The sequence below is a fragment of the Devosia sp. Leaf64 genome (genome assembly GCF_001421945.1).
Taxonomy (GTDB): domain Bacteria; phylum Pseudomonadota; class Alphaproteobacteria; order Rhizobiales; family Devosiaceae; genus Devosia.
Genome location: NZ_LMLO01000018.1, coordinates 248,769 through 264,364, shown reverse-complemented (window position 1 = coordinate 264,364; position 15,596 = coordinate 248,769). Strand labels below are relative to the sequence as shown.

Annotated in this window: 14 protein-coding genes; 11 read left to right on the top strand and 3 right to left on the bottom strand. The window is 59.1% G+C overall.

Going from position 1 to position 15,596, the window contains the following annotated elements; all coding sequences use genetic code 11:
• Positions 1 to 100: 100 nt before the first annotated feature.
• Positions 101 to 412, bottom strand: coding sequence for a membrane protein insertion efficiency factor YidD (yidD, locus tag ASE94_RS10430; protein WP_062630339.1), 312 nt, complete (start codon positions 410 to 412; stop codon positions 101 to 103).
• Positions 412 to 864: an iron-sulfur cluster assembly scaffold protein gene (locus ASE94_RS10425; RefSeq protein ID WP_062630338.1), complete on the bottom strand. Its 453-nt coding sequence runs from the start codon at positions 862 to 864 to the stop codon at positions 412 to 414. Before ASE94_RS10425 ends, yidD begins: the two co-directional genes overlap by 1 nt.
• A 142-nt stretch (positions 865 to 1,006) precedes the next feature.
• Here ASE94_RS10425 and folE point away from each other — a divergent pair, with 142 nt between their 5' ends.
• Entirely contained in the window at positions 1,007 to 1,627 is a 621-nt protein-coding gene (folE, locus tag ASE94_RS10420) for a GTP cyclohydrolase I FolE (RefSeq protein ID WP_062630337.1), read from the top strand.
• 25 nt (positions 1,628 to 1,652) lie between these two features.
• Here folE and ASE94_RS10415 read toward each other — a convergent pair whose 3' ends face one another.
• Positions 1,653 to 2,072, bottom strand: a complete 420-nt coding sequence (locus tag ASE94_RS10415; RefSeq protein WP_062630336.1) for an EVE domain-containing protein — start codon at positions 2,070 to 2,072, stop codon at positions 1,653 to 1,655.
• Between the two features lie 110 nt (positions 2,073 to 2,182).
• Between ASE94_RS10415 and hisI the strand changes: the two genes are divergently transcribed.
• The 10 genes from hisI to bamA all read left to right on the top strand — a co-directional run bounded on the left by hisI (position 2,183) and on the right by bamA (position 15,546).
• Positions 2,183 to 2,632: a phosphoribosyl-AMP cyclohydrolase gene (gene hisI, locus ASE94_RS10410; RefSeq protein WP_062630335.1), complete on the top strand. Its 450-nt coding sequence runs from the start codon at positions 2,183 to 2,185 to the stop codon at positions 2,630 to 2,632.
• Positions 2,633 to 3,282: 650 nt separating this feature from the next.
• Positions 3,283 to 6,738, top strand: a complete 3,456-nt coding sequence (gene dnaE, locus ASE94_RS10405) for a DNA polymerase III subunit alpha (RefSeq protein WP_062630334.1) — start codon at positions 3,283 to 3,285, stop codon at positions 6,736 to 6,738.
• A 365-nt stretch (positions 6,739 to 7,103) separates the two neighbouring features.
• Positions 7,104 to 7,874, top strand: a complete 771-nt coding sequence (gene rpsB / locus ASE94_RS10400; protein ID WP_061911412.1) for a 30S ribosomal protein S2 — start codon at positions 7,104 to 7,106, stop codon at positions 7,872 to 7,874.
• Between the two features lie 70 nt (positions 7,875 to 7,944).
• Positions 7,945 to 8,874, top strand: a complete 930-nt coding sequence (gene tsf / locus ASE94_RS10395; protein ID WP_061911413.1) for a translation elongation factor Ts — start codon at positions 7,945 to 7,947, stop codon at positions 8,872 to 8,874.
• A 177-nt stretch (positions 8,875 to 9,051) separates the two neighbouring features.
• Positions 9,052 to 9,771: a UMP kinase gene (pyrH, locus tag ASE94_RS10390; RefSeq protein WP_061911416.1), complete on the top strand. Its 720-nt coding sequence runs from the start codon at positions 9,052 to 9,054 to the stop codon at positions 9,769 to 9,771.
• Positions 9,772 to 9,860: 89 nt separating this feature from the next.
• A complete protein-coding gene (gene frr / locus ASE94_RS10385; protein WP_061911417.1) occupies positions 9,861 to 10,415 on the top strand; it encodes a ribosome recycling factor in 555 nt (184 codons plus the stop codon).
• Between the two features lie 34 nt (positions 10,416 to 10,449).
• On the top strand, positions 10,450 to 11,211 hold the full coding sequence (locus ASE94_RS10380) for an isoprenyl transferase (RefSeq protein WP_062630333.1): 762 nt from the start codon (positions 10,450 to 10,452) through the stop codon (positions 11,209 to 11,211).
• 59 nt (positions 11,212 to 11,270) lie between these two features.
• Positions 11,271 to 12,068: a phosphatidate cytidylyltransferase gene (locus ASE94_RS10375; RefSeq protein WP_062630332.1), complete on the top strand. Its 798-nt coding sequence runs from the start codon at positions 11,271 to 11,273 to the stop codon at positions 12,066 to 12,068.
• Positions 12,069 to 12,105: 37 nt separating this feature from the next.
• Positions 12,106 to 13,242 (top strand): RIP metalloprotease RseP, encoded by a 1,137-nt coding sequence (gene rseP / locus ASE94_RS10370; RefSeq protein ID WP_244484018.1) that lies wholly within the window; start codon positions 12,106 to 12,108, stop codon positions 13,240 to 13,242.
• 180 nt (positions 13,243 to 13,422) lie between these two features.
• Positions 13,423 to 15,546, top strand: a complete 2,124-nt coding sequence (bamA, locus tag ASE94_RS10365; protein WP_062630331.1) for an outer membrane protein assembly factor BamA — start codon at positions 13,423 to 13,425, stop codon at positions 15,544 to 15,546.
• Positions 15,547 to 15,596 lie beyond the last annotated feature (50 nt).

Below are 15,596 nucleotides of genomic sequence, written 5' to 3'. Positions count from 1 at the left end.
CACGCTTTTGCCGTCGTGCCAGCCCTTTGGGGCGCACTGCTGTCATTGCTTGGGCGCAAGCACTTCAAACACTTGGGGGCCAACTGCTAGTTGCAGCGGCCTACTTCCATCGCCCATAGCTCCAAGGCGCATACCACTTCGCCTCGACCGGGATAGCTTCAGGCAACGGATCGTAGCCGTGCGTTCCACCCGGACGGCAGCGCACAAAACGAGAAAGCCCCATCCACCCACCGGGCCAAAAGCCGAAGTGCCATATGGCATCCCGCGTATATTCCGAACACGTCGGCAAGTGCCGGCAGGTACGCCCTGCAAAAGCGGAGAGCGTGTAGCGATATATGGTGATCAGGAGAATGGCCGCAAATTTGAACGGCAAATCGATGACGCGCCAGAACATATCGATCACGCGTTGCATCAAATTTCCGCTGCAGCGCGTTGATCGGTATCAATTTTCTTCAACGCATCAGCCACTGCTTCAAACACCAGCAGTGTTGATGCATGCCGCGCCGGATACTCGCGGACTGCTTCGAGATAGCCCAGGTCCGACCACTTTCCGTCCGGCGTCTGGCCCTCGCCCTTGAGCATATCGCGCATCTGCTGGCTTACCGCCAAAAAGGTCTCGACCGGCGTGCCGACGATTTCCCGCGCCACGATCGCCGCCGAGGTCTGTCCCAGGGCACATGCTGATACCTCATGCCCATAGGCCGAGATGATCCCGTCGGTTACGACGATATCCACGTCGATCAGTGATCCGCAAACGCGGCTTACTTTCCGCGCCGAAGCCTGCGGCGCGGCCAGCCGTCCCGGCTGCGGCGCGTTGCCGGCGATGTCGAGAATCTTGTCTGAATAGAGCTCAATAAGCGCCATTGGAAAAACTGGCTTCTTGTTCCCGTCTTGTACGCCTTCTATATAGAGGCTCCGGCGAGGACTGCCAGGGTTTCATATGCCCGTGTGGTCCAACTGCCCGGCGCCAGCGTAATCAGGGCGATTGCCAGTTAGGAGTCATTCCGTGGACGCGTCCGTCAATCCTGTTTTCCCAGCACCCACTTCTTCGACGGCAATCCCGCGCCCCACGCGCGAAGAAGCCGAAGCGGCTGTGCGCACCCTGATCGCTTGGGCCGGCGATGACCCGACTCGCGAAGGCCTACTCGAGACGCCAGCGCGCGTCGCCAAAGCCTATGGCGAGCTTTTCGGCGGCTATGGACAAGATCCCAAGGCCGTCCTTGCGAAGACGTTCCGTGAAGTGGGCGGTTACGACGACATCGTGCTGGTGCGCGATATTCCGTTCTATGCCCATTGCGAGCACCACATGGTGCCGTTCTACGGCAAGGCGCACATCGCTTATCTGCCCCATGATGGCGTCGTTGGCCTCTCCAAGCTCGCACGTCTCGTGGAAGTGTTCGCGCGTCGCCTCCAGACGCAAGAGACGATGACGGCGCAGATCATCGACGCGATCAACGAAAATCTTGGTCCGCGCGGCGCCGCCGTCATGCTCGAAGCCGAGCATATGTGCATGACCATGCGCGGCGTCCGGGCTCACGACGTCAAGACGATCACCCATCGGTTCACCGGTGTCTTCGCCGAAGATCGCATCGAGCAGGACCGCTTCTTCGCCATGATCAGCCGCTGATCCGGCAACAGGGCGAAGCTCCCACTCAAACGTCCGCGTGCATCGCTCCGGCGATGGCGCGGAAATCGTGCTCCGAAATCTCGAATAGCCCCAGCCGCATCTGGTACCCCCAGTTGCGGTTGCCACGCGTGAAATCAAGCGTGTCCAGCAAAGGCGCGATTGGCGCTTCGATAGCATCCGCATAATCGACATTGCGCCGCCAGGGCGTGAAGTCGCCGCCCATCTCGCCCTGATAGAGCTCCTCGTCCCGTACACTGCCGATGGTCGTGAAACTCTGCAGGCGATCCTTGCCACGGATAGTTTCAGCGGGCGAGTAGTAGGTCACGCCATCTCCGGCACGGATCCGCTGCAGTGGCGTCTTCTTCCCATGGTTGACCTGCATGAACCCGGCTTTGCCACGCCGCGCATGTTCGGCCGAAGCCACTGCAATCCAGTATTTCGTCATGATCCATCTCCGTTCGCCAAAAACACTAGGCTGCCGAACTGCCAGTTTTCGGCAGTGGTAATCGAATTGGATGCGCGCTAGAGCCTCGCACAACATATCGGGTGACCTGAATGATCTCCTTTGCCGACCCCAAGACGCTGACCCATGATGAGTTGGAAGAGGGTTCAACCTTCGCCCCGCGCTTTGATGCCCATGGTCTGATCACGGTCGTCACTGTGGAAGACGGCTCGAAGGACGTCCTCATGGTCGCCCATATGAACGCCGAGACACTCGGCCTCACTCTTGAGACCGGCATCGCCCACTATTGGTCGCGGTCGCGCCAATCGATCTGGAAGAAGGGCGAAACCTCAGGCGAGTTGCAGGAGGTCGTGGACCTCCGCACCGATTGCGATCAGGATTGCCTTGTCATGACCGTCCGCCAAACCGGCCGGGGCGCCGCTTGCCACACAGGCCGCAAGAGCTGCTTTTATCGTCAGATTGAGACATCGGGCGATACGGTGAGCCTTATAGATACGGGACTGCCGAGGCTTTTTGATCCCGCGACAGTCTACAGCAAGTAGTCGAAAGCGCGCTGCGGGTCTCCAGATCCGCACTTATCCCGTTTATCCCCGGCCATTTTCTTTCGCTTATCCTGTCCCTCCAATCCCGCACGGACGGTCTGCAGACGACAGTAGTGGGAGGGCCAATCGCGATGGATCGTCTCCAGTCGTGCGTTTGGGTGCTGAACGCCTTTCGACGAGCGATCGATCGGCGTCCTGCGCCTATCCGAAAAAATGGCGCCTCGGAGCGGCATCCGCTTCACTCTATTAAAAACCCTTCGAGGCGAATGCCGCTCCGAGGTCCGTTCACCCATCCGGAAGCCACAGGCTGGCCGGTGCTTTGTCGTGCGCTGATTCCAGCGGATGCATCACGCGTCCCGCCGAGTTTCCTCTAATGAATCCCTAACGCGTTAACCCTGTCCCCGCTTTCCCCGATCATCTCACTAGACCGGAACGAAAACCGAACATATAAGAACATTATAGCAACACGGGAGCTAGAGATGATTGATTTCCTCAAGGACTTCGCCGCCTTCGTGACCCTCGGAGCCTTCACCATCGGGTCGCTGACCTGGATGGACCTGCTGACGCATCTGGGCTGATGCCTGTGGATTGGGGGCAGGGTGATTTGACCTCGGCCGTCCATTGGCTCAGACTTTTCTGAGGAGACCAATATGCGCGGCCCCGGCTTTATCCACCTACACGTTCACTCGGCTTTCTCGCTCCTCGAAGGAGCAGTCCAGCTTGAGGCGATTCTCAAACTTGCAGCGGCCGACAATCAGCCGGCGCTCGGTCTGGCTGATACGGCCAATCTTTTCGGCGCCCTCGAATTTTCCGAGAAGGCGACGAAAAAGGGAATCCAGCCGCTGATCGGCGTCGAGTTGGCCATCGATTTTGCTGCCGCCGAAGAGCGCATCAGTGAGCGTGGACATGTTGCCTGGACTGGCAAATCCAGCGTCGTGATGATGGCCCAGTCCGAAGAGGGCTTTGCCAATCTCTCCCGCCTCGTTTCGCGCGCCTATATGCAGGGCGAAAATGGTTTGGCCCGCGCCAAGCTCGACTGGCTGACCCAAGAATCGCTCACTGGCATGATCTGCCTGACCGGTGGCCCCGAAGGCGCCATCGACATGCCCTTCGCTCATGGCCAGGACGCAAATGCACTGCGCCGGCTCGATCGTCTCGCCGATCTGTTCGGCGATCGTCTCTATATCGAATTGCAGCGCCACGGCCGGGCGCAAGAGGCCAATGTCGAGCCGCGTCTTGTCGACTATGCCTATCGCAAGGGCATTCCGCTCGTCGCAACCAACGAGCCATTCTTCAAGACCGCCAAAGAATACGAAGCGCATGACGCGCTTCTCGCCATTGCTGGCAGCTCAGTCCTTGCCCAGACCGAACGTCGCAAGCTCAACGACCAATATTACTTCAAGACCCGCGCGGAGATGATCGAGCTGTTCTCGGATCTCCCCGAGGCGGTCGATTCAACCATCGAGATTGCCAAGCGCATCGCCTATCGGCCGCGCACCCGTGGACCGATTCTCCCAAAATTCGCTGCCGGATCGCATGCGACCGAAGATGAAGTCGTTGCCGCAGAAGCCAATGCCTTGCGCGATATGGCGATCACCGGCCTCGACAAACGTCTTGCCGCCCACGGCCCTGGCCCCGGCAAGACCGAGGAAGAATATCGCGATCGGCTCGATTTCGAGCTGAACGTCATCGAGAAGATGAAATTCCCCGGCTACTTCCTCATCGTCGCCGACTTCATCCAATGGGCCAAGGCGCAGGGCATTCCGGTCGGTCCCGGCCGTGGTTCCGGTGCAGGTTCCCTCGTCGCTTATGCGACGACGATCACTGACCTTGACCCTCTCCGCTACAATCTTCTCTTCGAACGCTTCCTCAATCCGGAACGCGTGTCGATGCCCGACTTCGATATCGACTTCTGCCAGGACCGGCGCGAGGAAGTCATCGAATACGTGCAGAAGAAATATGGCGTCGAACAGGTCGCCCAGATCATCACCTTCGGTTCGCTCCAGGCGCGCGCCGTGCTGCGCGACGTCGGTCGCGTTCTGCAGATGCCCTATGGCCAGGTGGATCGCATCTGCAAAATGGTGCCGGCTAATCCTGCCGATCCCTGGACTGTCGAGCGCACCATGAACGAGGTGCCGCAGTTCAAGCAGATGGCCGAGGAAGATGAGGCCGTCGGCCAGCTTGTCGAAATCGCGAAATCGCTTGAAGGTCTATATCGGCACGCCTCGACTCACGCCGCCGGTATCGTGATCGGTGATCGGCCGCTACAAGACATCGTCCCACTTTATCGCGATCCGCGTTCCGATATGCCGGTGACGCAGTATAATATGAAGTGGGTTGAGCCGGCGGGTCTGGTCAAGTTCGACTTCCTGGGTCTCAAGACCCTGACCACGATCCAATACGCTGTCGAAATGGTCCGCAAGCGCGGCGTCGATCTCGATATCGATGCGATCCCGATCGATGACGCCGAAACCTACAATCTCTATGCCCGGGGCGACACCTACGGCATCTTCCAGTTCGAAAGTGGCGGCATGCGGCGTGCCCTGATGGATCTCAAGCCCGACCGCATCGAAGATCTCATCGCCATGAACGCGCTCTATCGGCCGGGTCCGATGGACAATATCCCAAGCTTCATCGACCGTAAGCACGGCAGGGAAGAGGTGGCTTATCCTCATCCCAAGATCAGCGAAGTGCTCGACGAGACCTATGGGATCATCGTCTATCAGGAACAGGTGATGCAGATCGCCCAGCTCCTGTCGGGCTACTCCCTGGGCGAAGCCGACATGCTTCGCCGCGCCATGGGCAAGAAGATCAAGGCAGAGATGGATAACCAGCGGATTCGCTTCCGCGAGGGGTCCGGCCCGCAAGGCGTCGGCGAAGCCTTGGCCGACCAGATTTTCGATCTTCTGGCCAAGTTCGCGAACTATGGCTTCAACAAGAGCCACGCCGCCGCCTATGCCTGGGTGTCCTATCAGACCGCCTATCTCAAGCAGCATTATCCGCATGAATTCTATGCGGCCTCGATGACGCTCGATATGGCCCAGACAGATAAACTCTCCGACTTCCGCCGCGAGGCTGGCAAGAAGAAGATCGAAGTCGTCGCCCCTTGCGTCAACGCTTCCGAGGTCGTCTTCTCGGTGAAGGATGATCGCATCCATTATGGGCTCTCGGCTGTCAAAGGCGTCGGCCGCGCAGTCGCCGAGCATATCGTCGAGGTCCGCGGCGACAATCCGTTCAAGGATCTCGGGGACTTCGCCCGCCGCGTCGATCCCAAGGCGATAAACAAGCGCACACTCGAAACGCTCGTTAGTGCAGGGGCCTTTGACGGGCTCGCGCCGCGTCGTGAGATCGCTTTTGCCGCCATCGAGCAGATCATGGGGACTGCCCAGGCGCTGACGTCCGAGCGCAACGAAGGCCAATGGAACATGTTTGCCTCGAGCGAACCCGAAACATTCCGGTTGCCGACAGGCGTGCCCGCCTGGACGTCCACTGAGCGCGCCGATCGCGAACTATCGGCCATCGGCTTTCACCTTTCGGCCCACCCGCTCGATGCCTATGCCGATCTCTTCGAACGGCTGCGCGTTCAGCGCTGGGGTGATTTCGAGCGCGCCGTAAAAGATGGTGCTTCCGCTGGACGCCTTGCCGGTACCATCTCATCGCGTAACGACAGGCGAACGCGTAAGGGCACGCCGATGATGATCCTGACCCTTTCGGATCAGAGCGGCACTTTTGAGTGCATCGCCTTTTCCGAACAGATCAGCCAGTTCGGAGCGATTCTACAGCCGGGCAACTCGGTAATCCTTGAAGTTGGCGCCCAAGAGCGCGCCGAAGGCATCAGCCTTATGCTCAATGGGGCAAAACCCATCGAAGGCGCGGCGGAAAGCATTGATCGTCAGCTCACCATTTTCGCCGCTGATGCCAAGGCGCTTCCATCTGTCGGCGCCCAGCTCAAACGCGGCGGTAACGGTACCGTCAGTCTCGTCGTCATTCGCGACGCCGGCGCCAAGGAATACGAAATCGAACTCCCCGGAAAATACGCCGTCAGCGCTGAAGTCGCCGGTGGCATCAAGGCGCTCGAAGGCATAACGGACGTGCGGTTCAATTAGCGCGATGTGTGCTCGGCAGATTAGACGAATGCCTAGTGACGAATAAACGCGGAGGAGGCGAGCCTGAACTCATCCTCCTCCACTCGGGGCTTTCACCCTTGTCCCCACGTCGACGCGCGGGTCTATGATTGGTTAACAACCGAGTCGGACGATGGTTCGCTGACGATCATGTGAGTGTTCGTCGTCTCGGAAGGCGAGGCGGGTTGCGCTCAGGGGCGAGTTCGCTTATATCGCCCACGCGTCCGGCGGTTTGTCAGGCGCGATCTCACACACGAAGCAGGCCTTCCTAATAGGGAACGCCATCCGGTGGCGGGCAACCGTCGCACTCGCTTCGTGGAGGTATTAACCGGTAAAGGATATATCACATGGCTCTGCCAGAATTCTCCATGCGCCAGCTTCTCGAAGCCGGCGTGCACTTCGGCCACCAGAAGCACCGCTGGAACCCGAAGATGGAACGCTTCATTTTCGGCGTTCGCAACGACATCCACATTCTCGACCTGTCGCAGACCGTGCCGGCCCTCAGCCGCGCGCTGCAGCTCGTTTCCGACACCGTCGCCGATGGCGGCCGCGTGCTCTTCGTCGGCACCAAGCGCCAGGCCGCTCCGCTCGTTGCTGAAGCTGCCAAGCAGTCTGCTCAGTACTACGTCAATTCGCGTTGGCTCGGCGGCACACTGACCAACTGGCAGACGATCTCGAACTCCATCTCGCGTCTGCGCGAACTGGAATCGATGAGCGAAGACGATCTGGCTCTCCGTACCAAGAAAGAGCGCCTGATGATGTCCCGCGAGCAGGAGCGTCTTGAGCGCGACCTCGGCGGCATCAAGGACATGGGCAATGTTCCCTCGCTCCTGTTCGTGATCGACACCAACAAGGAAGCCAACGCGATCAAGGAAGCCCGCCGTCTGGGTATCCCGGTCGTTGCCATCGTCGACACCAATTGCGATCCGGATATCGTTGACTACGCGATCCCGGGCAATGATGACGCCAGCCGCGCTCTCGAACTTTATGTTTCGCTGATCTCGCGCGCTGCCCTCGACGGTATCGGCCGTTCGTCCAGCTCGCTCGGTGCTGATCTCGGCGCTTCCTCGGAAGCTCCGGCAGAAGATCTTCCGGCCGAAGGCGCAGCTGTCAACTAAGTCCGGTATGTCCGGAATCGTTTGAACGAAACTATGCGGCCCCGGTCTGGGGCCGCCGAAAGGTGAACCCATGGAAATCACTGCTGCACTGGTTAAGCAGCTCCGCGACTCGACCGGCGTCGGGATGATGGACTGCAAGAAGGCTCTGGCCGAAACCAATGGCGACATGGAAGCTGCCGTTGATTGGCTGCGCACCCGTGGCCTTGCCAAGGCTGCCAAGAAGGCTGATCGCGTCGCTGCCGAAGGTCTGGTTGGCGTTGCGACCTCCGGCACCAAGGCTGCCGTCGTCGAAGTCAACTCGGAAACCGACTTCGTTGCCCGCAACGAGCAGTTCCAGAACATCGTTGGCTCGATCGCCAAGCTCGCTCTCGACGCTGACGGCGATGTCGCCAAGCTCGGCGAAATGCCGTTCCCCGGCGCTGGTCACTCGGTCAAGGCAGAGCTGACCGAAGCGATCGCCAAGATCGGCGAAAACATGAACCTGCGTCGCACTGTGACCGTTTCGGTTACCGATGGCGTGGTGGAAAGCTATGTCCACAACGCCGTCAAGGCTGGCCTGGGCAAGATCGGCATTCTGGTCGCTCTCGAATCGACCGGCGACAAGGCTGCTCTGTCGGCTCTGGGCAAGCAGCTTGCCATGCACATCGCAGCGACCAATCCGCTGGCAATCGATGCAAGCGAACTGGATCAGGACGTTGTGGCTCGCGAACGCGCCATCATTCTTGAGCAGGTCAAGGAATCGGGCAAGCCCGCCGACATCGCCGAGAAGATGGTCGATGGCCGTCTCCGCAAGTACTACGAAGAAGTCACGCTCCTCGCGCAGACCTTCGTGATCGACGGCGAGACCAAGGTTGCCGACGCGATCAAGAATGCCGAGAAGGACGCTGGTGCGCCCATCAAGCTGACCAAGTTCGTGCGCTACGCTCTTGGCGAAGGCATTGAAAAGGTCGAGACCGACTTTGCTGCCGAAGTTGCAGCGACCGCAGGCGTAAAGGCCTGATGATTTGGACGGGCCAGCAATGGCCCGTCCTTCGCTCTCCGATGATGCGGATCGAGCTCCGTAAGTTTTGCATCTACTTCCTGCGTGGCTCGGCCTTCAGCTTGCGGCAATTATGCCCTAGTGTCTCATGGGCCTTGCGGAATCGCGAGCCCGCAGCTCTTTAACGTGAGGTCTCCCATGGCGTCGGCTTATAAGCGCATTCTGCTCAAAGTGTCGGGCGAGGCGCTGGCGGGGGACAACTCCTTCGGCATCGAACCGCCATTTCTCCAGGCCGTTGCCCGTCAGATTGCTCAAGTCGCACAAGCCGGAACCCAGGTCGCCATCGTCGTCGGTGGCGGTAACATTTTCCGCGGTATGGCCGGCGCTGCCGACGGCACCGATCGCGTGACGGCCGATCTCATGGGCATGCTCGGAACCATGATCAACGCTCTAGCGCTCTCGAACGCCATTTCGCGTCAAGGGGTTAAATCCAAGCCCTTCAGCGCTGCGACCATGCCATCGGTTGCCGACACCTTCACCGCACGTGATGCCAAGCAGGCCCTGGAAGAGGGTTTCGTTGTCGTCCTTGGCGGCGGCACAGGCAACCCGTTCTTCACCACAGATACCGCCGCCACTTTGCGTGCCATCGAGCTCGAATGCGACGTCGTCCTCAAGGGCACAAAGGTCGATGGCGTCTATTCCGATGATCCGAAGAAGAACCCTGACGCGGTCCGATATTCCCATATCAGCTATGATGAAGTCATTTCGCGGAACCTGAAAGTCATGGACACGGCTGCATTTGCGCTTGCCCGCGACAGCCAGATGCCGATTATTGTATATTCCCTCGATGATGCGGCGGGCCTCTCCGGCGTTCTCAAGGGCGAAGGCCTTTCCACGCGCGTTGGCGGCGCGGCTTAGGGCAGGGCCGTCTGGCACCTTCAGGTGTTTTGAAATTAAAAGAAGCGCGCCCAAGCTGGCTGCGCCAAGTGACTGGAAGGACCTCGGCCATGGCCTATGATCTCAACGACATCAAGAACCGTATGCAGAAGTCGATCGCCTCGCTCAAGGACGAACTGTCTGGCCTGCGTACCGGTCGCGCCAGCGCCAGCTTGCTCGAGCCTGTCACGGTTGATGCCTATGGTTCGCGTACGCCGCTCAATCAGGTCGCGACCGTTACCGTTCCTGAGCCCCGCATGCTCTCGGTTCAGGTTTGGGATCGTGGTCTCGCCAATGCCGTCGAAAAGGCCATTCGTGACAGCGGTCTTGGCCTGAATCCGATGGGCGAGGGCCAGGTTATCCGCGTTCCATTGCCTGAGTTGAACGAACAGCGCCGCAAGGAACTTGCAAAGGTCGCGCATACTTATGCCGAGCAGGCTCGTGTCGCGGTGCGCCACATTCGCCGCGATGGGATGGACGCCTTGAAAAAGGCGGAGAAGGACAGCGACATGAGCCAGGACGATGCTAAGAAGCAGTCGGATTTGGTTCAGAAGGCGACCGACGATGCCGTCAAGGAAATCGATGTGATCGTCGCGTCCAAAGAACAGGAAATCATGCAGGTCTAAGATCTGCGTGTAGGCGCCACCGGGAGGGGCGTTTATGGCAAGCGAGAACGCTGCGAAAATTGACCCGGCCTCAGGGCCGGGCTTGCGCATTCCAGTCCATCTGGGCGTCATCATGGATGGCAATGGCCGCTGGGCCAAAGCCAAGGGAAAGCGGCGCACCGAGGGTCATGTGCAGGGCGTTCAATCGCTCCGCAATGTCGTCGAATATTGCATCAAGTTCGGCGTCAGTTATCTGACGGTATTCAGTTTTTCATCTGAAAACTGGGCCCGGCCGGCTGACGAAGTCTCCTTCATTTTTGGTCTTCTCCGCCGGTTCGTAGTGTCGGATCTGCAGCGCCTGATCCGCAACAATGTCCGCATAAAGATCATTGGCGCGCGCAAAGGGCTCGAGCCCTCGTTGATTCGTTTGATAGACGAGGTGGAGGCCAAAACCGCGAACAATACCGGCCTCGTCCTGGTGGTCGCGTTCAATTATGGCGCGCGCGCTGAGATCACGGATGCCGTACGCTCGTTGGTCGCCGATGCCGTCGCCGGCAAGATTGATCCGGCCAGCATCGACGAGGCGACTATTTCTCGCGCCCTCTACACGCGCGAAATTCCGGATCCCGATATCATCATCAGGACCAGTGGCGAGCAGCGTCTGTCCAATTTCCTTCTCTGGCAATCTGCCTATTCGGAATTGGTATTCGTTCCTGAAAACTGGCCCGATTTCGATGAGACGAGCTTTGTGCGCGTCCTCGAAACCTATGCCATGCGTGACCGTCGTTATGGCGGCCTAGGGGCAGGCGGGAGCTGATGGAGCCTCAAGAGCCGTCACCACAGCAGACATCACGCCCAAGCCGCAATTGGGCTGATGTGGGACCTCGTCTGGCTTCTGCTGCGGTTCTGATCCTGCTGACGGTGACCGCGCTTTATCTCGGCAGCTATTTCTTTTCTGGCGTTGTCGGTGCGGTCTATGCGGGCGTTTATCGGGAATGGGAAACCATGGTGTCCCGCGCTCCGCTCACGCCCGGCGGCTTTGCGCTTATTGGTCTCGTCGGGCTTTCCGGTCTGGTTTTCCCCTGGCTTGGCATCATCGGTCTTGTGGCCACTATTGCGATTGCCTGCGTCGTTGCAGTTTTTATGGGCCGAGAACTCGCAAGCTGGCGCATCGGTGGTCTTGCGCTATTTGGCTTGCTGATTTTATCCGCGGTCCTCATGCGCGGGGCCACAATGGATGGCATCTGGGCGGGGGTTTATCTAGGGACCGTGGTGTGGATGACTGACTCGGCGGCTTTCTTCACTGGCCGTCAGATCGGCGGCGAGAAGCTTGCGCCGGGTATTTCTCCGTCCAAAACCTGGTCTGGTGCGCTTGGCGGCTTGGCCCTAGGAACTGCCGCAGGCCTGATCGTCTGGACGCTGATCACGGATTCGCCTTGGTGGATCGGGCTTCTCCTTTCCATTGCCATCAGCATTGTCGGTCAGCTCGGCGATCTCTGCGAAAGCGCTGTGAAGCGGCATTTCCGGATCAAGGACAGCGGCGATATCATTCCAGGCCACGGTGGCCTGATGGACCGGCTTGATAGCCTGACGCTTGGTCTTGTGCTTGTTTTAATCGTGGGTGCGGCACATGGCGGATTTGGCGCGGTAGCCCAAGGTCTGCTTTACTGGTGAGAACCAGGGGCCGGTCGGCCCATTTTGAGGAATGACGATGTTCGAATCCGTGACTTGGCTCTTGTCCTACGTCATTCCATTTCTCGCGGTTCTAACCGTCATCGTCTTCGTCCACGAAATGGGCCATTACCTTGTCGCGCGCTGGAATGGTGTCGCCATCCAGGCCTTCTCGATCGGCTTTGGCCGCGAGCTGTTTGGCTGGACCGACAAACACGGAACCCGCTGGAAGCTCTCGGCCGTGCCCTTGGGCGGCTACGTCCGCTTCGCCGGCGATATGAATGCCTCCAGCATGCCCGATCCCGATGCACCGGAATTGCAGGACCCCGCGATCGCGCCGCGGCTGTTCGTCAACAAAAACGTCTGGCAGCGTATTTCCATCGTTGCGGCGGGTCCGATCGCGAATGTGCTGCTGACCTTCCTGATCCTTTATGCACTGCTGCTTGGCTATGGTCGCTATAGCGTCCCGGCAGTCATCGGCGAGGTTTTGCCTGACTCGGTAGCGCAATCAGCCGGTTTCGAGCCGGGAGATCGAATCCTGTCGGTAGACGGTTATGTCGTTCGTGGCTTTGAGGATTTCCAGCGCTACGTTGCGACGAGTCCAGCTCGCCAAGTGGTCATCGAAATTCAGCGCGGCGATACGAATCGAACCATCGACCTCACGCCCGAGCCGGTGGTCATTCAGGACCGCTTCGGTAACGACCAGAGAATCGGCCGCATCGGGGTTAGTCGAGAAACGTCGCAAGGCGATATCGAGCTTTATAAGCCGGGACCGGTCGAAGCGATCGGCATGACAGTCGAGGAAATTCGGTTCATCGTGCAGCGCACGGCCGCGTTCTTGGGCGATTTCTTCGTTGGGCGCGGTGATGTCCAGCAGCTCAGCGGCCCGGTCAAGGTGGCCAAAGTGTCGGGCGAAGTCGCGACCCTTGGGGTGATCGCTCTGATCAACCTCATGGCGCTCCTCTCACTCAACATTGGTATATTCAATCTTTTGCCAATTCCCATGCTCGACGGCGGGCATCTCATGTACTATCTGATCGAGGCAATTCGGGGACGGCCTCTTAGCATGCGCGTGCAGGAGATTGGTTTCCGCTTTGGGTTCGCGCTGGTTCTGGCATTGATGGTCTTTACACTCTTCAATGATACGGTCTTCGACCATTTCGGGATTTTGCGCTAACCCTTTGTTAACCTTGGTTCGCAAGGTGTTGCACGAATACAAGCGCGCCAATGAATTGCTAACCGCGTCCCGGCTTCCCGCTTGTCCGTGGTTAAAAAAACAGTAAAACACTTCAATGGAGTGGCTTGGGGGAGCGGCGTTTGACGATTCTCCGGGCAGGTCGCAGAAGGCAATAACAATATGATTAACCCCACCAAGCTGATGCGTGGCGCCGTTTCGGTGATCGCCATTATGGGCGCGAGCCCGATGGTCGGAGCCGGGGTGCCAGTTCTGGGCGTTGCCATTGCGCAGGCTCAGGAGCAGTTGGTCGGCTCGGTGTTGTTCGAGGGCAACCGTCGCTTCTCTGATACCCAGTTGCTGGCGATGGTCGATGTGTCTGCCTCCGGTATCTACACCCAGCAGCGCGTTGCGGCCGACGTCGAGAGCATCCGTCAGGCCTATGATCGCGATGGTTTCCTCGGTGTGACGGTGTCGTCGCGCACTGAAGCGACTGCCGATGGGCGCGTCCGTGTTATCTTCCAGGTCAATGAAGGTGAGCGCGCGGGCATCGCTGCGATCAACTTCACTGGCAACAATGCGATCAGCAGCGGCAACCTCAAGGGCGCCATGCTGACCAAGGAAACTGGCATTCTCAGCTGGCTGCTCCGCGACGACACGTATGACGAGCGCAAGCTTGCCGTCGATCGTGAGCGCGTTCGTCAGTATTATGCAAATCGTGGCTATCCCGATGCGCAGGTCAATGCGGTCGCTGAATACGAAGCGGCGCGCAATGCGTACTTCATCAATTTCACGATCAATGAAGGCCAGCGCTACGAGTTCGGCAATATTGGTATTGAAACCAGCATCAACGGTCTGAACACCGAAGTGCTTCGCTCGTCTGTGCAGACGGGGCAGGGTGCGCAGTATTCTGCGACGAACCTGCAGAAGACTATCGAGGACATGTCCTACGAAGCGGCGACCCAGGGTTACTCCTTCGCCGACGTCCGGGCTCGTCTCGATCGTGATGTTGCCACCGGCACCTTCAACGTGACCTACCTCGTCGATGAAGGCGCGCGCATCTATGTCGAGCGCGTCAACATCACCGGCAACACCAAGACCCGCGACTTCGTTATTCGTCGCGAACTGGAATTTGGTGAAGGCGACCCTTTCAACCGTTCCATGGTTGTGCGTGGCCGCGAAGCCATCCAGGATCTCGGCTACTTCTCCGCAGTTGAAGTGACGACGGCCCCTGGCTCTTCGGCGGATAAGGTTGTTCTCAACATCAACGTTACGGAAACCTCTACGGGCGAATACGGCGCCAGCGCCGGCTATTCCACCAGCGACGGTATCCTCGGCGAAGTCTCGCTTACCGAGCGTAACTTCCTCGGTCGCGGTCAGTATCTGCGTGCTGCAATCGGCGCGACCCAGTCCGGCCGTACGTTCGACTTCTCCTTCACCGAGCCCCGTTTCATGGGCCTCAAGGTGTCTGCTGGCGTCGATGCGTATCACCGCATTTCCGACGAAACGACGACGACCTTCTACGGTTCGCAGTCGACGGGCGGTCAGCTTCGCTTCGGCGTTCCGATCACGAGCGCGCTCACCGCGTCGCTGTATGGTGGTTACGAACGCAAGACGATCACTGACGAGAAGGACAATCCGCAGTTCAAGTCGTCCCTCGTCGAAAATGGTCAGGAATTCAACAAGGCATTCATCGGCTATACGCTGACCTGGAATGGCCTTGATGACACCAAGGATCCGACAAAAGGTCTCTACGCGACCTTTAGCCAGCAGTATATTGGCTGGGATCATAACCTGCTGAAGAGCGAGGCTCGCGCCCGTTACTTCGTGCCACTGCTCGATGATAGCGGCATCATTGCCAGCGTTCGTGGTCAGGCCGGCGTGGTCAACAGCATGGACGGTGGTTCGGTCCATGCGGTCGAAGCCTTCATGCCGGGTCCAAACCTCATCCGCGGTTTCGAAGGCCGTGGCGTTGGTCCTCGTCTGACAACCGGCGAATATCTTGGCGCGACCATGTATGCCGCGGCTTCCGCTGAGATCGAATTCCCGATCCCGGCTCTGCCTGAAAGCTATGGTCTGACCGGCGCGCTCTGGGCAGATGCGGCCTGGATCGATGGTCTGCCAGGGCAGGGTACTGGTACCCTTGATCCGGCAAGCCAGGATACGCCGCTCCGGACTTCGGTTGGTGCATCGCTCATTTGGGACTCACCGTTTGGTCCTCTCCGTGGCGACGTTTCCCACGTCTTCAACAAGTCCACCGCGGATCGTACGCAGGTGTTCCAGATCACGCTTCAGACCTTGCTCTAGTCCGAGCAACGTGAAAGAAGTCATCAAGCCGCGGGGCGGTAACTCCCGCG